General features: G+C 41.8%; 20 protein-coding genes and 1 other RNA gene. 6 read left to right on the plus strand and 15 right to left on the minus strand.

Features of this window, described 5'->3' with window-relative positions:
• Positions 1 to 45: 45 nt before the first annotated feature.
• Positions 46 to 585, minus strand: a complete 540-nt coding sequence (gene hpf, locus VB083_RS09930; RefSeq protein ID WP_213691463.1) for a ribosome hibernation-promoting factor, HPF/YfiA family — start codon at positions 583 to 585, stop codon at positions 46 to 48.
• 151 nt (positions 586 to 736) lie between these two features.
• On the opposite strand from hpf, the gene VB083_RS09935 reads away from it, so the two are divergent.
• A complete protein-coding gene (locus VB083_RS09935) occupies positions 737 to 1927 on the plus strand; it encodes a pyridoxal phosphate-dependent aminotransferase (protein WP_213691462.1) in 1191 nt (396 codons plus the stop codon).
• 88 nt (positions 1928 to 2015) lie between these two features.
• Here VB083_RS09935 and VB083_RS09940 read toward each other — a convergent pair whose 3' ends face one another.
• On the minus strand, positions 2016 to 2999 hold the full coding sequence (locus VB083_RS09940; RefSeq protein WP_213691461.1) for a 2-hydroxyacid dehydrogenase: 984 nt from the start codon (positions 2997 to 2999) through the stop codon (positions 2016 to 2018).
• 165 nt (positions 3000 to 3164) lie between these two features.
• Between VB083_RS09940 and VB083_RS09945 the strand changes: the two genes are divergently transcribed.
• Positions 3165 to 4466 (plus strand): NCS2 family permease, encoded by a 1302-nt coding sequence (locus VB083_RS09945; protein ID WP_323402016.1) that lies wholly within the window; start codon positions 3165 to 3167, stop codon positions 4464 to 4466.
• 64 nt (positions 4467 to 4530) lie between these two features.
• Here the strand turns inward: VB083_RS09945 and frr are convergent, their stop codons facing one another.
• From frr to rpsB, 4 genes are all read right to left on the minus strand, one after another.
• Positions 4531 to 5091: a ribosome recycling factor gene (frr, locus tag VB083_RS09950; RefSeq protein WP_213691459.1), complete on the minus strand. Its 561-nt coding sequence runs from the start codon at positions 5089 to 5091 to the stop codon at positions 4531 to 4533.
• A complete protein-coding gene (gene pyrH, locus VB083_RS09955) occupies positions 5084 to 5815 on the minus strand; it encodes a UMP kinase (RefSeq protein WP_213691458.1) in 732 nt (243 codons plus the stop codon). The genes frr and pyrH overlap by 8 nt, the downstream gene beginning before the upstream one ends.
• A 78-nt stretch (positions 5816 to 5893) precedes the next feature.
• A complete protein-coding gene (gene tsf / locus VB083_RS09960) occupies positions 5894 to 6490 on the minus strand; it encodes a translation elongation factor Ts (protein WP_213691457.1) in 597 nt (198 codons plus the stop codon).
• Between the two features lie 21 nt (positions 6491 to 6511).
• Complete coding sequence (gene rpsB / locus VB083_RS09965; protein ID WP_213691456.1) at positions 6512 to 7312, minus strand: 30S ribosomal protein S2; 801 nt, start codon at positions 7310 to 7312, stop codon at positions 6512 to 6514.
• Between the two features lie 256 nt (positions 7313 to 7568).
• Between rpsB and VB083_RS09970 the strand changes: the two genes are divergently transcribed.
• Positions 7569 to 7916, plus strand: a complete 348-nt coding sequence (locus tag VB083_RS09970) for a metal-sensitive transcriptional regulator (RefSeq protein ID WP_213691455.1) — start codon at positions 7569 to 7571, stop codon at positions 7914 to 7916.
• 40 nt (positions 7917 to 7956) lie between these two features.
• Here VB083_RS09970 and ffs read toward each other — a convergent pair.
• Positions 7957 to 8055, minus strand: an RNA gene (gene ffs, locus VB083_RS09975) — signal recognition particle sRNA small type.
• A 63-nt stretch (positions 8056 to 8118) separates the two neighbouring features.
• The gene (locus VB083_RS09980) at positions 8119 to 8577 is read right to left on the minus strand and encodes a YbhB/YbcL family Raf kinase inhibitor-like protein (RefSeq protein WP_213691454.1); all 459 of its coding nucleotides are present in this window, start codon (positions 8575 to 8577) and stop codon (positions 8119 to 8121) included.
• Positions 8578 to 8735: 158 nt separating this feature from the next.
• On the opposite strand from VB083_RS09980, the gene VB083_RS09985 reads away from it, so the two are divergent.
• From VB083_RS09985 to VB083_RS09995, 3 genes are read left to right on the plus strand one after another with little or no spacing between them, the layout of a single operon-like run.
• On the plus strand, positions 8736 to 9935 hold the full coding sequence (locus tag VB083_RS09985; RefSeq protein WP_213691453.1) for a M20 metallopeptidase family protein: 1200 nt from the start codon (positions 8736 to 8738) through the stop codon (positions 9933 to 9935).
• Positions 9932 to 11230: an amidohydrolase gene (locus VB083_RS09990; RefSeq protein ID WP_213695900.1), complete on the plus strand. Its 1299-nt coding sequence runs from the start codon at positions 9932 to 9934 to the stop codon at positions 11228 to 11230. Before VB083_RS09985 ends, VB083_RS09990 begins: the two co-directional genes overlap by 4 nt.
• Positions 11227 to 11955 carry a gamma-glutamyl-gamma-aminobutyrate hydrolase family protein gene (locus VB083_RS09995; protein WP_307880001.1) on the plus strand — a complete coding sequence of 243 codons (729 nt, stop codon included), beginning with the start codon at positions 11227 to 11229 and terminating at the stop codon, positions 11953 to 11955. The genes VB083_RS09990 and VB083_RS09995 overlap by 4 nt, the downstream gene beginning before the upstream one ends.
• Before the next feature lie 104 nt (positions 11956 to 12059).
• On the opposite strand, the gene pepT is transcribed toward VB083_RS09995, so the two are convergent.
• The 7 genes from pepT to VB083_RS10030 all read right to left on the minus strand — a co-directional run bounded on the left by pepT (position 12060) and on the right by VB083_RS10030 (position 19827).
• On the minus strand, positions 12060 to 13286 hold the full coding sequence (gene pepT, locus VB083_RS10000) for a peptidase T (RefSeq protein ID WP_213691450.1): 1227 nt from the start codon (positions 13284 to 13286) through the stop codon (positions 12060 to 12062).
• A 42-nt stretch (positions 13287 to 13328) separates the two neighbouring features.
• Positions 13329 to 14366: a M42 family metallopeptidase gene (locus tag VB083_RS10005; protein ID WP_323402017.1), complete on the minus strand. Its 1038-nt coding sequence runs from the start codon at positions 14364 to 14366 to the stop codon at positions 13329 to 13331.
• 18 nt (positions 14367 to 14384) lie between these two features.
• Positions 14385 to 15359 (minus strand): ABC transporter ATP-binding protein, encoded by a 975-nt coding sequence (locus VB083_RS10010; protein ID WP_213690416.1) that lies wholly within the window; start codon positions 15357 to 15359, stop codon positions 14385 to 14387.
• Positions 15360 to 15370: 11 nt separating this feature from the next.
• Positions 15371 to 16363: an ABC transporter ATP-binding protein gene (locus VB083_RS10015; protein ID WP_323402018.1), complete on the minus strand. Its 993-nt coding sequence runs from the start codon at positions 16361 to 16363 to the stop codon at positions 15371 to 15373.
• A gap of 19 nt (positions 16364 to 16382) precedes the next feature.
• On the minus strand, positions 16383 to 17246 hold the full coding sequence (gene nikC, locus VB083_RS10020) for a nickel transporter permease (RefSeq protein WP_213690418.1): 864 nt from the start codon (positions 17244 to 17246) through the stop codon (positions 16383 to 16385).
• Positions 17247 to 17260: 14 nt separating this feature from the next.
• On the minus strand, positions 17261 to 18190 hold the full coding sequence (nikB, locus tag VB083_RS10025) for a nickel ABC transporter permease (RefSeq protein WP_213695898.1): 930 nt from the start codon (positions 18188 to 18190) through the stop codon (positions 17261 to 17263).
• A gap of 113 nt (positions 18191 to 18303) precedes the next feature.
• Positions 18304 to 19827 (minus strand): ABC transporter substrate-binding protein, encoded by a 1524-nt coding sequence (locus VB083_RS10030; protein ID WP_213690420.1) that lies wholly within the window; start codon positions 19825 to 19827, stop codon positions 18304 to 18306.
• Positions 19828 to 20122: the final 295 nt, after the last annotated feature.

Here is a 20122-nt window from a genome sequence, read left to right on the forward strand (position 1 = left end):
AAATGGGGGGCCTTCTGCACTTTTTACAGAAAACCTATTACGACACTAGTCGATAGGTTCGAGAAGTCCGAACCCTCCGTTTTTACGTCTATACACTACATTAACTGTTCCAGTTTCTACGTTTTTAAAGAGGAAAAACTCATGTCCAAGAAGATCCATCTGCATCGTTGCTTCCTTAGCTGTCATGGGACGAAGAGGGAAACGCTTCACTTTTACTATTTCTTCCTCTACAGACACCGATGGTTCACTTTCAGAAAAGCCTTCGAGATTAAAAGAAACATCATGGGTACGTAACTGTGCTCTGTCTTTGAGATAGGCGTTATGACGTTTAATCTGACGTTCGATATTCTTTAGTGCCTTATCGAAGGCCTTCCGCATATCCGGCGCACTTTCCTCACTTCGCATTATTACACCATTAGCGTTGGAGGTTATTTCAACGTTGTGCATCCCCCGACCAAAGCTCACCAACACCTGATTATCAAGGATCCGGTTAAAAAACTTATCTAGTTTTGAAACCTTTCCTCTCATATAATCACGGAGCTCGTCGTCAATAATAGCATTTCGTGCTACAAAGCGTACGTCCATATACATCCCTCCAATCTTGCTCTAATCGTCTTTATTCTAACATTGCCCCATGATATGAGCAATAAACAAGCACTAGCTGTCTTAAGATAAGACCGTTATAATACCTTATACAGAGTATATCTCTACTATAAAAATCAGGAGTTGATATGTGATGCATATTTCTCAACGGGCACGCAGGATGGAACCCTCAGCTACCCTCGCCGTCGTCGCTAAAGCCAAAGCACTAAAACGTGAAGGAAAACCTGTGATTTCTTTTGGAGCAGGAGAGCCTGATTTTCCCTCCCCGTCATCAGCGCTGCGATACGCTGAGGAAGCCATGCAGAAGGGACAAACCCATTACACCCCGGCTTCTGGTATCCCCGAACTTAAAGACGCTGCATGTGAATACTACAAGAATCATTTCGGGCTTACATACGAAAGCAATCAGGTTTTGGTAGGTGCTGGAGCAAAACCCCTTCTTTATGAAGCTCTCGGTTGTCTTATTGATCCAGGTGACGAAGTATTGGTCTTTACCCCTGCATGGGTAAGCTATGTTGAACAAATTCGCCTCTTTGAAGGAAAAGAAGTTCTTATTGACACATCTAATACTGGCTATGTACCAGACCTTGATGTGGTTCGCAAAGCTATTACTCCACGAACACGCTGCATGATGATAAATACTCCCAACAACCCAACTGGCGCTATTTATGATGAAAAGACACTTAAGGGGCTTGCAGAAATTGCCGTAGAGAATAATATAGCGATCATTTATGACGAAATTTATGAAAGACTTGTATATGGAGAAGCTAAACATCATCAAATTCTCAATGTCTGCCCAGAAGCTAAAGATATCACCATCATTATCAATGGCGTAAGTAAAGCCTTTGCCATGACAGGATGGCGCATTGGTTATGCCTTAGGCCCAAGTGATGTGATTGCTAAAATGGGTTCCTTCCAGGGACATTTGACATCAAATGCTTGCTCAGTAGCTCAGTGGGCAGCTCTTGGAGCACTCCGAGAGGCAGAAAATGATGTCGTAGCAATGCACGATGAATTCAGCAAACGTAGAGATATCATCATCAATCTTCTTAAAGAAATGCCTCATATCCAGTTTCAAGAACCAGAAGGTGCTTTTTACGTATGGATTAACGTAGAGAAGACTTTCGGCAAAAAGCATGGAGATACAGTCATTACAGATGATAGCTCTTTCTGCACTGCCCTTCTAGAGAGTAAATATGTTGCAGGCGTACCAGGAAGAGCCTTTATGGTTCCTGGGAATATGCGCGTTTCTTACTCGAACTCGGCAGAAGAAATTCGCGAAGGAATGCGAAGACTCAAAGAATTCCTTGAAGAACTTCAATAAAAAATACCACTATCATTCATAAAATATTTAAGGAAGGGGTCTCTTTTGAGATCCCTTCCTTTTTAATTAGCTTCTATAATTATATTAGTTAATCTCTATCTAAAAGAGAAGAATTCACAACATGGGCTGGGTAGCGACCTTCGAGTGCATCAAGCAGGTTTTGAGCTGCAAGACGACTCATTCCCCCTCTACTATCATATGTCGCGCTGCCCATATGGGGCATCACAGTTACATTTGGAAGTGTGAGCAATGGCTCGTTTAAAGGAACGGGTTCCTTCTCAAATACATCAAGTCCTGCCCCCCATATCCATTTCTCCGATAATGCTTTATATAAGGCTTGCTGATCTATAACAGGACCACGAGACGTGTTAATAAGAATGGCTGTAGACTTCATCATTTTCAATTCTTTTTCGCCTATTAATTTTCGCGTATTATCATTCAATGGGCAATGAATTGATACGTAATCAGAAGTGCGAAGCAACTCTTCAAGGGAAACACGCTTAGCGTTCAATTTCCTCTCGGCTTGCGGTTTAGCAGAAGGGTTATAGTAAGAAATAGACATTCCAAACCCCTTAGCACGTCGAGCCATTGCCTGACCAATCTGGCCAAAACCAATAATACCCAACTTTTTACCTGCGGTATCCATTCCCAACCACATATCTGGATACCACGTAGTCCACTGACCGTTGCGCAAATAGCCTCCGCATTCAACAAGTCGACGAGCTACTGCCAAAAGTAACGTAAACGCCAAATCAGCCGTTGCATCAGTCAAAACATTCGGAGTATTACAGATCAAAACACCATGACGAGTTGCGGCATCTACATCAATATTGTCGTATCCCACTGCATGTTGACTGACAACTTTAAGACGTGGCGCCTTCCTAAACAACGTTTCATCAATAGTATCAGCAAGCATCGATAAAAGACCATCTACGTTTTCTACCTCTCGTAACAAGGTTTCACGGTCGGGAGCGCCATCCCCCTCCCACATTCTATAATCAACCCTGCCATCAAGTAACTGGCGGCCTTCTTCAAGAATGCGCTGCGTTATATAGACTTTCGGTAAAACCAAAAAAGTCACCCCCAATAAACATAGAAACTTATGTTAATATTTTAGCAGGTATGGTCAAACTTACAGCTTAACTTTAACGTGTTGAATTTTGTAAAAGTTTGGATTATACTTCCCTCTGTTCTCAATTATTTTAATCAATTTAAATCTAAATGGGAGGATGTAAAAATGGCTTCGTGGCTCGAAAGATATTTTAAAGTGCGGGAGGCTGGTAGTGACGTCCGTACAGAAATTTTAGCTGGAATAACGACTTTCATGACGATGGCATACATTATTTTTGTTAATCCAAGCATTATGGAAAAGGCTGGAATGCCTTTCGGAGCAGTTATGACAGCGACATGTGTAGCAAGTGCTTTTGCTACTCTTCTTATGGCTTTTTTAGCGAACTATCCAATCGCTTTATCGGTAGGAATGGGACTTAACGCATTTTTCGCTTTTGGTGTTGTTCTCGGAATGGGAATCAGTTGGCAAACAGCATTAGCCGCTATTTTTACTGAAGGCGTTATTTTTATACTTCTCACATTGACTCGTATACGAGAAGGCGTTGTTAACGCTATCCCCACCTCTCTTAAAATTGGTATTTCTACTGGAATCGGCCTCTTTATCACATTTATTGGTCTTCAAAGTGCTGGAATCATTGTCAATAATGACGCAGTTCTTGTCGGAATGGGAAATCTAAAAAGTTCTACCTCTCTTTTAGCTATTTTAGGATTTTTCATTATGGTTATTTTGGAAGCTCGACGTGTTCGAGGAGCTATCCTCTGGGGAATACTCATCATTACAGCTATCAGTATCCCTTTAGGTGTTACAGCCATGCCCAAGGGGCTTATCTCTATGCCTCCCTCTCTTGCTCCTATCTTTGCTCAACTTGATTTTTCTTCATTCATGAACCCTAACTTCTGGATTGTCGTCTTCACTTTCTTCTTTGTTGACTTTTTCGATACTGTCGGAACACTCGTAGGAGTTACAAATCGCGCAGGAATGCTTGATTCTGAAGGCAAGCTTCCCAGAGCAAAAGAAGCGCTTCTCGCTGATGCTATTGGAACATCTGCGGGAGCAATCTTGGGGACATCTACAGTAACTTCTTACGTTGAAAGTGCCAGCGGCGTAGAACAAGGTGGACGAACAGGCCTCACTGCATTAACAACTGCCGTACTTTTCCTTCTTGCCCTTTTCTTCAGTCCGCTCGTTGCAGTTGTTCCAGCGTGTGCTACTGCTCCAGCTCTGGTTATGGTCGGAATTTTCATGACAATGAGTTTAAAACAATTCGATTTTTCAGAATGGACAGATCTCGTTCCGGCTTGCATAGCTATTTTTACCATGCCCTTTAGCTACAGCATCGCTGCAGGAATCGAATTTGGAGTCATCAGTTTTGTAATCATTAAGTACATGACAGGCAAAAAGCATCAAGTCAGCCCGATGATGATTTTCCTTTTTGTCGTCTTTTTGTTGAAAGAAATTTTCTTCTAAGAAAACGCTACTTAACTACATAAAAAACAAGCCCCCGCTTTTAAAGTGGGGGCTTATATTTTTTCTAGTCGCCTTCGATTATTTCTTTTTCTTTGGACTTAAGTATCTCGTCTATTTTTTTTATGTAGTCGTCAGTAATATCCTGAACTTCCTTTGTATATTTTCTCAAGTCGTCTTCGCTAATGGTAGAATCTTTTTCCATTTTTTTAAGAACATCATTACTGTCTCTGCGAAGGTTTCGAACAGCTATTCTTGCCTCTTCAGCATATTTAGCCACAACTTTAGATAACTCTACACGCCGCTCTTTTGTAAGCTCTGGCAATGTAAGGCGAACATTTTCTCCATCATTTTGAGGGTTAATACCCAAAGATGAAGCCTGTATTGCTTTTTCAATTCCTTTAAGTACGGATTTATCAAAAGGAGCAATAACAATCTGTCGGGCTTCTGGAACAGAAATAGTGGCCAATTGTTTAATAGGTGTCTGACTTCCGTAGTAGTCAATTTTAATGTCACTTACCAAACCTGGATGAGCCCGTCCTGTACGAATACCGATGTACTCTTCCTTCAAATGATCAATAACCTTGTCCATCTTGTCTTTCATAGTCTTAATCTCTTGTTTAGGCACTGTAAAACTCCTCCTCCCCCGTAGATACTATCGTTCCTATTTTCTTCCCGTGAATTAAAAATTCACCCAAATTGCCCTTTTTCAAAACATTTAGAACCACTATAGGGATATGGTTCTCCATACAAAGCGAAAAAGCCGCGGCGTCCATGATCTCAAGTTGTTTTTGAAGAGCTTCCATATATGTAATTTTATGTAAAAGGACCGCATCAGGGTTTTTAACTGGATCTGCACTATATATACCATCTACCTTTGTAGCTTTCAACACGCAATCTGCGCCAACTTCGGCTGCACGAAGAGCTGCTGCTGTATCTGTAGAAAAATAAGGGGAACCAGTTCCCCCCGCAAAAATCACAATTCTTCCCTTTTCAAGATGGCGTATAGCCCGTCTTCTGATATAGGGTTCTGCAAGTTGACGCATTTCTATAGCTGTCTGAACTCTTGTAGGAACCCCGAGCTTCTCAAGCACATCCTGTAATGCCAGCGCGTTAATAATAGTTGCCAGCATTCCCATAGAATCGGCTTGAGCTCTTTCTATACCCATTGTTTGAACATCTCTTCCTCGAAGCATATTGCCACCACCAACGACCATGGCAATTTCTACCCCAGCCCTGGCAACATCTGCAATTTCTTCACATATAGAACGTATTGCCTCTAAATCCAATCCAAAACTTTTTGAACCGGCAAGTACTTCACCTGAAAGTTTCAGTAATATTCTTTTTACCATGGTTATACGCCTCCGAAAGAAATTTAAGGCAAAAAAAAGGACGAGGTCTTTATTTTGGCCTCGCCCCTTTTACTTTTATTATTCGCCAATAGCAAAGCGGGCGATTCGTCCAACTTTTATATTTTCGCCCAATTTGGCAATATGTTCAATAATGAGATCGTTTATCTTCTTATCTCCATCTCTAATGTAGGCCTGATCGAGAAGGCAAGTTGTTTCAAAATATTTATGAACTTTACCCTCGGCAATTTTGTCAACTATATTTGCAGGTTTCCCCTCTTCCATTGCCTGCTGACGATAAATTTCTTTTTCTCTTTCAATAACATCAGCTGGAACTTCTTCAGAAGAAACATACAGCGGAGCAGAAGCAGCAATCTGCATTGCCAACTCGTGTCCAAGCTCCTGAAATTCATCGGTCTTTGCGACAAAATCAGTTTCGCAGTTAAGTTCTACCATAGAAGCTATCTTTGCATTTGTATGAAGATAGCAGAAGACTCTTCCGTCTTTAGCACTACGTGTAGCCTTTTTAGCAGCTTTGGCTATTCCCTTTTCACGAAGGTAGTCAATAGCTTTTTCCATATCACCCTGCGTCTCAGTCAGAGCATGTTTACAATCCATCATACCTGCACCGGTACGCTCTCTAAGTTCCTTTACCGCAGATGCACTAATCTCTGCCATGCTCAATACGTCCTCCCTTAATTATTCTTCCACTTCATCTGTATCGTCGTACACTTCATGAAGTCGTTCGCGAACAGATATAATATCTTCCTCAGAAACTTCTACCCCTTCTTCAACTGCGCCAGTAGCAAGAGCATCTTCACCCTGGTGCCCTTCTATCATAGCATCAGCCATTAATCCAGAAATCAATTTGATGGCACGAATAGCATCATCATTGCCAGGGATAGGGAAATCCACTACTTCAGGATCGCAGTTTGTATCAACAATAGCGATAACAGGAATTCCCAGTTTCTTTGCTTCGAGAATTGCTATTTCTTCTCGGCGAGGATCAATAAGGAAAAGGGCATCTGGAAGCGCTTTCATCCCAGCAATACCACTTAAGTACTTCTCAAGTTTTGCTAATTCTTTTTTCTGAAGTGCGATTTCTTTCTTGGAAAGATTGCTCCATGATTCTTCGCTTGCCATCTTACGAAGTTCGATCATACGATTAACGCGTTTGCGAATCGTAGCGAAGTTCGTCATTAAACCACCAAGCCAGCGCTGGTTGATGTAATACTGTCCACTACGCTCGGCTTCTTCACGAATAGTATCCTGAGCCTGACGTTTTGTTCCAACAAAGAGGATAGAGCCATTATTCTGCGCGATTTCCCGCACAAAGCTATATGCTTTTTCAAGGCCTCTCACTGTTTTCTGCAAATCGATAATATAGACACCGTTTCTCTCTGTGAAGATATATGGCTTCATCTTCGGGTTCCAACGTCTGGTCTGATGTCCAAAGTGAACACCGCACTCAAGAAGCTGCTTCATACTTACTACTGACACAGTAAACCCCTCCTAATAAAATGGTTTTTTCCCTCCACAAACATCCCCTGGAAGCAGAACCTTCGCAGCTTCAAAGGCACCCCTACTCCCATCAGTTTATGTGTGTGATATGGGCCACCGGAGAGTATATCACATTTCGCAATACTCCTTCAACATTTTGCAGGTTTTGCAATTACTATGTTGCGGATTTTACATATACCCTGTATTGTTGAATAGATAAATTCTATAAACAAATGTTTACTGAGGAGGATTATAAATGACACAAAATTCCCTTATCAAAAAGCTGGACGATATGTCTCCAGCTGGGAAAGCTATGCTCAACAGATTACGCCGCGTAGAAGGACAATTGCGAGGCATCCAGAGAATGATCATAGAAGAAAAGCCTTGTTATGAAGTTCTTCTGCAACTTTCTGCCGCAAGAAAAGCCATGCAAAAAGCTTGTATCGAAATTTTAAAGAACTACATCAATCGTTGTGTTCATGAAGCTAAAGACCCTGATCTCGATAATCTTGAAAAATTGATAGAAGCATTAATAGATATTGCTCCTGCAGGGATGGTCTTCAAAGAAGACGTAGTGCCGGAAGAAGACCACGAAGAGGTGTAAGCTTTCTTTCAGATAATATATATAACGGCGGTCTTCTCCAGGAGACCCAGCTTCCTGTGGCACCCAAAACGCTCCGCTTACTGCTGCTCCCTTCCGGGCCTGACAGGATTCGCGGTGTTTTGCCGCACAGGGCTGAATCTCCTGGAGAAGACCGCCAAAGGGTATTTTATCAGCCTTTTCCAATGCTGGCAACCTGACTCCTCTATTTCCCAAAACGTCCCATGTATTCTGCCTGAGAAAGAACGTGTCCTTTCATAGCTTCAGTCAGTACATGAAGGGGAACCTCACCTTTGAAATCAAAAGATGTATTTAACGCATAAAGGGTAAAAAAGTAACGATGGATTCCAGACCCAGATGGAGGTTGTGGCCCGTCATATCCAACCTCGCCCCAGCTATTCAGCCCCTGACAAACTCCATTAGCAGCTTCGACGGCCCGTCCTAAATCATTGGGAAGACTTCGTAAATCAGAAGGGATATTATAAACAACCCAATGAATCCACGTCCCCGAAAGAGCGTCAGGGTCATGACATACAAGTGCAAAACTTTTTGTGTTCTCAGGAACATGTTCCCATGAAAAAGACGGAACCTTATTATCGAAAGAACGCCCATGCTGTCGGGGCATCATTTCCTCATGTTCGAAATCAGAGCAGTGCAATTCCATTTTTTCCACCCCTTTCTTTTCTTTATTATCATTGATACTGGCACCAAAGACAATACAAACAAAACTGAAAAGTTAGGAGGAACCAATCGACCATGATAAAATAATAAGCTCTATTAGGTAACCTTTTCTCTATCATGCAAAAATGAGGAGGTTTTTGTATGCTTGAATATATCCAACAGTTGGAAAAACGCTTTAGGGAAACATATCTTAGTTACTGGAAAGAGATTCACGCCCATCCTGAATTAAGCAACCAGGAATTCAAGACAGCTCAAAAGGTCGCTTCCATTCTAAAATCTCTCAATCTTGATGTACAAACAGAAATCGGAACAACTGGTGTAGTCGGGATACTGCATGGCAATGAAAGTGGCCCTGTTATAGCCCTTCGGGCTGACATGGACGCTCTTTCCATAGAGGAAAAAACAGATGTTCCTTTTGCATCACAGAACATGGGGGTAATGCATGCATGTGGTCACGACTCACATACAGCTATGTTGCTTGGTGCAGCACACGTTCTTTCAGAGTTACGAAAAGATATTAAAGGAACGATAAAATTTGTTTTCCAACCAGCCGAAGAAAATAGCCCAACCGGGGGCGCTCCGGGAATGATTCGTGACGGAGTACTTGAAAATCCTAAAGTTGATTATATGCTTGGCGTACACGTATGGCCGACACTGACTACAGGACAAGTAGGCATAAGGAATGGAGCCATGTCAGCAGCTTCTGACAGACTGAATATCAACCTCAAGGGTAAATCTGCGCATGCCTCTACTCCCCAGTTCGGAGTCGATGCCATAGTTGCATCAGCTCAGGTTATCAACGCCTTACAAGCCATTATTTCCAGAAATGTTAGTCCTCTTGATCAAGCTGTCATCACTATAGGCACAATACACGGCGGAACTCGATATAACATTATTCCTGAGGATGTTAAACTGGATGGGACAGTGCGCACATTCAACCCTGAGACACGAAAGCAAATGCCAGCTTGGATTGAACGTGCCGTTAGTGGGGCAGCTCAAGGAATCGGTGCCGAAGCTACTGTCGACTACAAATTTGGTTACCCTTCACTTCAAAACAATACTTTCGTTGCAGATATTGCTCGCCAAGCTATTCTCGAACTTGTAGGAGAAGAGAATCTTATAGAAATAGCGATGCCTGACTTAGGGGGAGAAGATTTTGCTTTCTTCAGCGAAAAGGTTCCTTCAGCCTTTGCCTGGATTGGTTGCCGTCCTACTGATGTCCCTCTGGAGGAAATGCCTAAGCTTCATAACAACCAGTTTTTACCCGATGAAGCAGCATTGCCCTATGGCGTCAGATATCTTGTTCTCGCCGCTTTCAAACTTATGGAGGTTCAAAAATGATTTCTCAAACACTTACTGAGAAAATTATTGCGTATCGCCGTGATTTTCATAAATATGCTGAAACGGCCTGGACGGAGTTCAGAACGGCCTCTCTCGTAGCAGAATACCTCGACAAACTAGGCTATAAAGATCTTTTATTTGGATCATCAATATTCGAATTTGCATCTGTAATGGGTCGACCAGAAGAAAAAGAAATAGACAAACACATCGAACGTGCTATAGAACAAGGTGCGATAAAAAAGTGGATCGAAAAAATGGATCGTCATCCCGGGGTAGTCGCTATTCTCGATACGAAACGTTCGGGTCCAACAACATCACTCCGCTTCGATTTTGATGCAGTAGACGTTTCTGAAACAAAAGATCCTAAACACCGCCCTGTAAAAGAAGGCTTCGCATCTGTTAATCCTGGAGCAATGCACTCCTGTGGGCATGATGGTCATACCGCCATGGGACTCGGACTTGCAGAGCTTCTTATGGAACATAAAGAAACCCTTACTGGCAAAATAAAGCTTATTTTTCAGCCAGCAGAAGAGGGAGTCAGAGGTGCTAAAGCCATTACTGATAAGGGGATTCTTGATGACAGCGACTACTTTATAGCTGTTCATCTTGGGATGCCCAATCCTACGGGGAAAATAACTGCCGGTGCTTATGGTTTTCTCTGCACAACAAAATTTGACGTTCAATTCACCGGAGTTTCGTCCCATGCCGGAGCCGCTCCGCAAAATGGTAAAAATGCACTTCTAGCCGCCTGTTCCGCAGCGCTAAATCTTCATGCAATTGCTCCTCATTCAAAAGGCATGACACGTGTTAATGTTGGTGTTCTCCAGGCAGGAGAAGGAAGAAATGTTATTCCTCCCAAAGCTATCATGAAGGTAGAAACTCGGGGAGAAACAGAAGAGATAGCATCATATGTTTATAAAAGAGCCTGTGAGATCATCGATGGAGCTGCTACAATGTACGGCATTACGAGTAGTATTAAGGAAACAGGCGCAGCTACAACCACTCGCAGCAGTGATGATCTTGTAGATCTTATAGTCTCTGAAGCTTCCAAGATAAAAGGAATCAAAGAAATAGAGAGAAATACTCCTTCTGGTGGAAGTGACGATGCTACGTGGATGATGAAAAGAGTTCAAGATCATGGCGGAGAAGCTACCTATATTATTGTAGGCTCTACACTAACGGCAGGACATCACAATGAATACTTTGATATTGATGAAGCCTCTTTACCTATTGGAGTAACTCTTCTCTTCAATACGATACAGGCTCTTTCACAAAAGGAAGGAATACGTCAATGAAAAAACCCGTTATAGGAATAATAGGTAATATCCTTTTTGATAAGAACGACAGCATGTATGGATTAGAACGAAGCTATGTCAATACAGATTATATTCGTGCTATAGAAAAAGCAGGTGGCATTCCTCTTATTTTGCCTGTGGTAGACAATCTCGAATTGGCGAAGGAACTTCCACTTACTGTAGATGGGGTGCTTGCCTCGGGCGGATATGATATTGATCCACTTCTTTATGGTGAGGAACCACATAATAAACTTGAATTTATCTGCACGTCTATTGATCGCTCCCAGTTGGCCTCTGTGAAAGCCGCTGTAGATGCAGGTAAACCTTTCTTGGGAATATGCAAGGGGGCACAACTTCTCAACGTGGCTTTTGGAGGGAATTTATATCAGGACATAGCTTCTGACCCGAATTTTTTTGTCAAACACTCTCAAAAAGCGCTCAGAGGAAATGCTACACATACAATCAATATTGAATCTGAGTCTATACTTTCATCTCTGTTTTCACAAAAAATTCCTGTTAACAGCTACCATCATCAAAGTATAAAACAATGCGCAAAAGGATTTAAAGTCACAGCCTGTGCAGCTGATGGAATTGTTGAAGCTATAGAAAAAGAAAACAACCCATTCGTTGTTGGAGTGCAGTGGCATCCGGAAATGATGCTTTCTTCTTCAGATACCATGCTTCCTTTATTCCAAAAACTTATTGTCGAATCTTCACGTATTTGAGTATCAACAATTGTAATAAAAAGGGAAGCTTTTTTGTAAGTAAAAGCTTCCCTTTTGTTGTTTTGTTGTTTTGTTATTGTATATTACACTCTTTCGTTGCCAAACTACTCCGCGTAAAGTTTTAGAATATTAACAATCACTTCGACTCCCTTTTCAAGGGCAAAAACAGGAACATATTCAAAACGTCCGTGATAATTATGACCGCCAGTAAAAAGGTTCGGAGTCAAGAGACCACGGTGAGAAAGGCTTGAGCCATCAGTGCCACCACGTACAGGAACAATAATCGGCTCTATACCAACATTTTTCATCGCTTGCTGAGCAGTTTCAACAATATGCATGGCTTCTTTAATATTATCAGCCATGTTGTAATATTGATCTGAAAGAACACACTCTAAAACGTGAGAACCATATTTCTCCTGTAGTTTCTGTGCAGCTTTTTCGACAAAAGCTTTACGATTTTGGAACTTATCCCAATCATGATCTCTAATAATGTACTGTAATTCGGCCTTTTCGACATCACCGCTGAAGGAAATAAGATGATAAAAGCCTTCATATCCCTCTGTCTTCTCAGGAGTTTCTTCTGTGGGAAGCATAGCAGCAAATTCAGTCCCGATGAGAGCAGCGTTAACCATTTTGTTTTTAGCCGTTCCTGGGTGGACATTACGTCCATGAATCGTTATAACAGCCTTCGCGGCATTGAATGTCTCGAAGTTAAGCTCCCCGACAGGTCCCCCATCGACTGTATAAGCGAAATCTGCGCCAAAAGCGTTAAGGTCAAGTAACACAGCCTGATGACCAATCTCTTCGTCTGGAGTAAAACAAACTTTAATCGGACCATGCTCAATTTCTGGATGAGTTGTAAAATACTCTACTGCTGCCATAATCTGAGCCATGCCCCCCTTGTCATCTACACCAAGAAGAGTGGTTCCATCGGTAACAATAAGATCTTCTCCCTTGTAATTTTTCAATTCAGGGAAATCTTTCGTAGAAAGAACAACGTTAAGTTCTCCATTAAGGACAATATCTTCCCCATCATAATTTTTTACTATTCTGGGCTTAACATTTGCACCAGTTACTTCTGTAGAGGTATCAAGGTGAGCAATAAACCCAACAGAAGGAACGTTTGCCTTCTTTGTATTTGCAGGGAGAGTTCCCATAACGTAAGCATGTTCATCAACAGAGATATCAACCATGCCAAGTGCTTTCATTTCTTCTGCAACGGCATTGGCGAGATCAAACTGCCCCTCAGAACTGGGAACGTTACCTGATTCTTCTATCGCCCGGGTATCGAAGGATACGTAATGTAAAAAACGCTCGACAACTGAAGACATATTTTCAATCCTCCATTAATATCCAATATCGTTTTTTGGTAATTAATCGCTTATATAAGCAGTAAGAAGTTTGGCAGTCTCTTCTATCGCCTTTACGTGAGTACGTTCATAATGATGCGTTGCATCAACACCAGGGCCGAAACAAGCAAAGTTAACGTCGAATCCGGCTATGGCTGCAATACTCGCGTCACTTCCATAACGATAGTGAACATCCACTCTATAGTCGATTCCATACTTTTCAGCTAAAGCGACAAGACGCTTTCTGAACGACAGATCATAGGGAGTGCGGCTATCTTTGGCCAAAATAGTTACAGCTGTCTCTTCTGAAGCAGATGCTTCTGTAACTATTCCTATATCCAGAGCTGCGAATTCTGTAACTTTCTCAGGAATACGCGAAATTCCATGTCCCATCTCTTCGTAATTGGTAACGTAAAAATGAGTGGTGCGAGATGGCATTTTCCCCTCATCGCAAAGGGATTTGATAGCTCCGAACATGAGGGCAACACACGCTTTATCGTCTAAATGGCGAGATTTTACAAAACCAGAAGGGGTAATAACCGCTCGTGGCTGGAAGAAGATAAGGTCACCAACATGAATTCCTAAATTCAAAACGTCTTCTTTTGTCTTCACAAGCTCATCAAGACGAAGTTCCATCGAGTCGTCATCACGTTTCATATCACGTACTTCGTCTGAAAAACCGTGTATTGAAGCTTTATAAGGAAGAATGGAACCAGAATATTCTGTTCCATCCATTGTTCTGACAAGAACATTTTCGCCTTCCACTGAATTCCAGGCAAAGCCACCTATCTGAAGCATTTTAAGGCGTCCGTTACTTTTTATTTCACGCACAATAGCTCCAAGGGTATCTACATGAGACGCAATAAGAACATGGTGATCGTCATCTGTTCCTTTCATTGTTCCTATGAGTGCGCCTTTATTTGTACGGCTTACAGAAATATTAAAACGATTGAATTCCTCTTCCACTCTTGCCATTGCCTCTTCACAATCTCCACCTACAGAAGGAATGGACAAAAGCTCAAGCATAAGTGAATTTACATACTCCATATCAATACGCAACATGAAACACCTCCGTATAAACTACATCGAAAGGTTTCGGGCAAAATGGCAAGCTATAAAATGTCCTTTTTCTATTTCCCGAAGCTCCGGTGTTTTTTGAGAACAAATATCTTTCCTATAACGGCAACGACCAGCAAAACGGCATCCTTCAGGCGGCTCGATAGGACTTGGAACATCTCCTTCGAGAATAATTCGATCTCTCTGTTGATCCACCTTCGGAATAGGTATAGCGGAAAGAAGAGCTTGCGTATAAGGATGAAGAGGATCAGCAAATACAGTGCGATAATCTGAAAGCTCTACGATCTTTCCTAAATACATAACAGCTATACGGTCAGAAACGTGCTTTACAACGCTGAGGTTGTGAGCAATGAAAATATAGGTAAATCCTTTTTCCTTTTTAAGGGTATTCAACAGATTCAAAATCTGAGCCTGAATACATACATCAAGGGCCGAAACAGGTTCATCGAGAACTATGAAATCTGGATCCAACGCCAAAGAACGTGCTATACCAATTCGCTGACGTCTACCACCATCAAGCTCATGAGGGTAGGCATGAACAAGGCGTTGTGCCAGACCTACCGTATCCATGAGAGTGCGAATACGAGCATCACGCTCTGCCTTTGATCCGTTATACACGTTATTAACGATCAACGGTTCAGCAATGAGTTCTGATACAGAAAGACGAGGGTTAAGAGATGAATATGGATCTTGGAAAACAATCTGAACATCTTTTCGCAGATCTTTCATCTGTCTCTTGTTGTACTTTAAAATATTTTCCCCTCTATAGATAACTTCTCCATCAGTAGCGTCAAGAAGGCGGATCATAACGCGTCCCAATGTTGATTTACCGCATCCAGATTCCCCAACTAATCCAAGAGTCTCCCCCTCGTAAACAAAAAACGACACATCGTCTACTGCGTGAAGCATCCCTTTCTTTGTTGGGAAATACTTTTTCAAGTGATTGACTTCAATTAATTTTTCTCTGCTTCCATTCATCTTGTTTCCTCCTACCCCTTCTTCACAAAAGCGTTGCAACAAACGGGGCACGCTACAAAATGTCCAGGCTCAATCTCGATCATTTCTGGCTTCTTTTGTGAACACTCAGGTTGAGCCAGAGGGCATCGAGGATGGAATGTACACCCAGAAGGCAAGTTCGTTGGGTCTGGCATTAGTCCCTGAATAACCTTCAATTCTTCCTCATCTTCATCAAGATCAGGAATAGAGTTAAAAAGGCCATTGGTATATGGGTGCAGCGGATTCGTATAAAGAACACGCGTGTCAGCATACTCCACGACACTTCCTGCATACATAATGGCTACTTTATCGCAAATCTCAGCCACAACTCCTAAATCATGGGTAATCATGATCATGGAAGTGTTGAATTCTTTCTTAAGCTCCTTCATTAGTTCCAAAACCTGAGCCTGTATAGTAACATCTAGAGCTGTTGTCGGTTCATCAGCTATAAGAAGGGTGGGATCACATGCTAGAGCAATAGCGATAACCACTCTCTGACGCATTCCTCCACTAAATTGGTGGGGAAAATCTTTCGCACGTTCCGGCCTGATTCCCACAAGTTCTAACATTTGAACTGCTTTTTTAAAAGCTTCATCTTTTGTTACGTTCTGGTGCAATTCAATCATTTCAGCAATCTGTTCTCCAACAGGGATGACAGGGTTAAGAGATGTCATGGGATCCTGGAAAATCATTGCTATTTTGCCACCTCGAATGTGGCGTTTCTCTTCTTCATTCAATGTATTTAAATTCTGGCCATCAAAAATGATGTTGCCATTAAGAATTTTTCCGGGAGGATTTGGAATAAGCTGCATAATCGCTAAAGCGGTTGTAGTTTTTCCTGCTCCTGTTTCGCCGACAAAACCCAATGACTCACCATGTCCAAGCTGAAGATTCAATCCTTCAACTGCATGAACGACACCGCTATCAGTTTCATAATGAACTGTAAGATTCTGTATATCCAGTAAAAGATCTTTTTTTTCTGTCATAAAACGTCCCTCTCTTACTCTAACGCTTTAATTTCGGATCTAAGGCATCGCGAAGACCGTCACCAAGGAAATTCAAAGCAAGAATGGTAATCATAATCGCCAAACCAGGGAAAAGGGTCATATATGGATAATCACGAATATAACCTCGTCCTCCCGAAAGCATGGCTCCCCACTCTGGCATGGGAGGCTGAATTCCTAACCCGATGAAGCTTAAACCAGCTGCCGTTAAAATGGCAAAAGCTACTCCTAAAGTTGCCTGAACAATAATGGGTGCCATACTATTTGGCAGGATATGCTTCATAATAATTCTAAAATCACTTGATCCCATCGCTTTAGCTGCTTCAACAAACTCCTGGTTGCGAATTGACAAAACAGCGCTGCGCACAATTCGAGCATAGCTCGGAATCGAGGAAATACCTACGGCAATCATAAGGTTGAAAAGTCCAGGCCCTAAAGATGCCGCTATAGCAATGGCCAATAGAATTTGAGGAATGGAAAGCAATATATCCATTGCCCGCATAATAAGGTTATCAATTTTTCCACCATAAAAGCCGGATACTGCTCCCAAGAAGCCACCAACGACAACAGCCAATCCAACTGCTATAAATCCTACCTGTAAGGAAATTCGAGATCCATAGACAATGCGGCTGAAAATATCACGACCAAACTCATCTGTTCCTAAAATATATTTACTGTTGGGAGCTTGGAAGGCATCGCTTAAATGCTGCTTTGCATAGCTGTATGGAGCAATAAAATCAGCAAAGAGCGCCGTAATAAAGAGAAGAACAACTATTGTTAAACCAAACATGGCAAGACGGTTCTTCTTTAAACGACGCATAATTTCTCCGAAGTTCCCCATTTTTCTCTTTTTCATCTGACTCATCGTGTACCCTCCGATTATCTGTACTGAGCTTTTATGCGCGGGTCGATCCATGCATAAATCAAATCCACAAGGAGGTTGACCAAACTAAAAGCTACGGCAATGTACAAAACTCCACCTTGCACAACTGGGAAGTCTCTCATTTTAATAGCTTCTACCATCAAACGCCCAACTCCAGGAATAGAGAATATTGATTCTGTCAAAACAGCTCCGCCTAAAAGCTGACCAAACTGAATACCAGCGATTGTGATAACAGGAATCAAGGCATTCGGCAAAGCATGACGCCAAATGACCAGTGATTCTTTTTGGCCCTTTGCTCGTACGGTACGAATATAATCCTGTCGTATAACCTCTAGCATCGTCGAACGTGTCATACGAGTAACAATTGCTACTCCTTGTGCAGCCAATGAAATAGAAGGCAGGATCATGGCACTAAAAGTTCCAAATCCTGACGATGGCAACCAATTAAGCCGAACTGAGAAGAAAAGTATAAGCAAAACACCTAACCAGAAGACAGGCATGGATATTCCAATCATGGCAAATATCATAGTTATCGAATCAAACCACGAGTATTGTTTTATAGCAGAAATTATTCCGAAGGGAATGCCAAAAATAACTGCAAGAAACATAGAAAAGGCAGCAAGTTTCAATGTAGCTGGGAAAACTGTCATTATTTCGTTTGTTACAGGTCTTTTGGTCACATATGAACGGCCAATATCTGCTTGAGTAGTCGCTTTATACAGATATCTGCCAAATTGAACAATAAAGGGGTCATTTAGCCCTTCTGTCTCTCTAAACGCCTGAAGAGCTTCTTCTGTAGCCATATCACCAAGAACCATTCTGGCCGGATCACCAGGCGTGAAATAAAGCAGAGAGAAGACGATGAAAGCGACTCCTATAAGAACAGGGATAAGAGATATAATTCGCTTAAAAATATACTTGAGCATCCGTTTTCCTCCTGAAACACGATGGTTGCAGGAACATTTCAGCTCCTGCAACCATTAATTTAAACTCAAAAACTTAAGAAATAACAATAACGAGGCACTACCACCATGAACTTTTAGTCTTCAAAATAGACGTTGTAAAGCTCGTGATATCCTCTGGGACTGGGTCTGAATCCTTTTACATTTTTCTGCATTCCACAGATCTGCTCATCATTGAGAAGGTAAACCCAGGGGCGTTTTTCATTAAGCTCTTTCTGCAATTCAACATACACAGCTTCACGATCTGCACCATCAGGAAGAGTCTTACCTTTTTCAATAAGTTCGTCAACTTTAGGATCTCCAAAGAAAGAGAAGTTCATTTTACCTTTCATGGAAGAGTGGAAAACGCCACCAACGGCAAATTCAGGATCTGGAACTGTAGAAACCCAGCCAACAATGAACATATCATGCTGTTTGGCCTTCAAACCATCGAGATAAGCTCCCCACTCAAGAACTTTAATCTCAACATCAATGCCAATCTCAGAAAGCTGACTCTGAATGATGGTAGCCATGTCAACTCTTTCTTTCTTGTCATTTGTCCAGATCTGAGCTTTGAATCCATCTTTGTAGCCAGCTTCTTCAAGAAGCTTTTTAGCTGTCTCCATATCCTGCTCATGTACAGGCTGTGATTTATCAAAGTATTTTACATTGGGAGCAATTGGTCCAGTTGGAGCCTGTCCTATTCCACGATAGACAGCTTTGTTAATACCCACTGTATCAATAGCAAGGTTGATAGCCTGGCGAACTTTCACGTTATCGAAAGGAGCTTTTTCACAGTTAAAGCCAAGATATGATGTGGAGTTATCCATAACTCTCATCAATTTGAGGTTAGGGTTCTCTTCAACTCTCTTAATATCATTAGTTGTGATCTGATAAGCGATATCTACAGCTCCGCTCTCAAGCTCGATTGTACGGCTTGTGGGCTCTGTAATAGAACGCATAACAAGGGTCTTATAGGCAGGTTTCTTACCATGGAAGTCTTCAAAACGCTCAAGGGTCAAACGATCACCTTTTGCCCAGCTTAAAAACTTAAAGGGGCCGGTTCCGATTGGATGCATACCATAGTTATCTCCAGCCTCTTCAACTGCTTTAGCATTCATAATGCTGCCCCATGTGTGGCTCAGAGAGGCAAGGAAGGGGGTGGACGGTTTCTTGGTCTTGATAATCAATGTATAATCATCAAGAACTTCAACCTTCTCGACTTCTCCAGAATAGTTCTGAATAGCGGCACCCTTGGGAGACATGGCACGGTCGATAGTGTATTTCACATCGCTAGCCTTAAGTTCTTCACCATTATGGAATTTAACACCCTTCAGGAGATAAAACTTGTATGTAAGGTCATCAAGTTTCTCCCACTTTTCAGCAAGCTGAGGAACAACGTTGTTATCATCATCAAGCGCAACAAGTGTTTCATAAATCTGCATCATAGCTCCAGAAGATGCAACGTCATTGGTAGCTTGAGGATCAAGAGTTTTTGCATCATAAATATTAGCTACCACCAAGGTGTCTTTTTTCTCTGCTGCCAAGCCAACAGAAGCAACACAGAATAATGCGACTAAAATCGCGACTACAGTAAGACTAAAAAACTTTCCCTTTTTCATCCTTTCATCTCCTTCATATTATTTTGCTTCTCTAAAAATTCATATTCTTATTCAATATTGGAAACACTACACTTTTTGGGTGTTGGCAGGCTTTTTTGCAATAAACAATTATGCTAGTGCAACTAATGTAAGTCAATAGCAAATTGAAAATAAGATGTAGATGGGCCAGAGTTTCGTTCCGTTTACTTAGGTAAAGTGAAAGAGATAATGAAAAAGGCGGGCACCTCTCCTTTATACTGGTGTTGCTCAAACAACCAAAATAAAGGATATAGGAGGTAAACCCGCCATGACATCA

Source organism: Aminobacterium sp., from assembly GCF_034926885.1.
Taxonomy (GTDB): domain Bacteria; phylum Synergistota; class Synergistia; order Synergistales; family Aminobacteriaceae; genus Aminobacterium.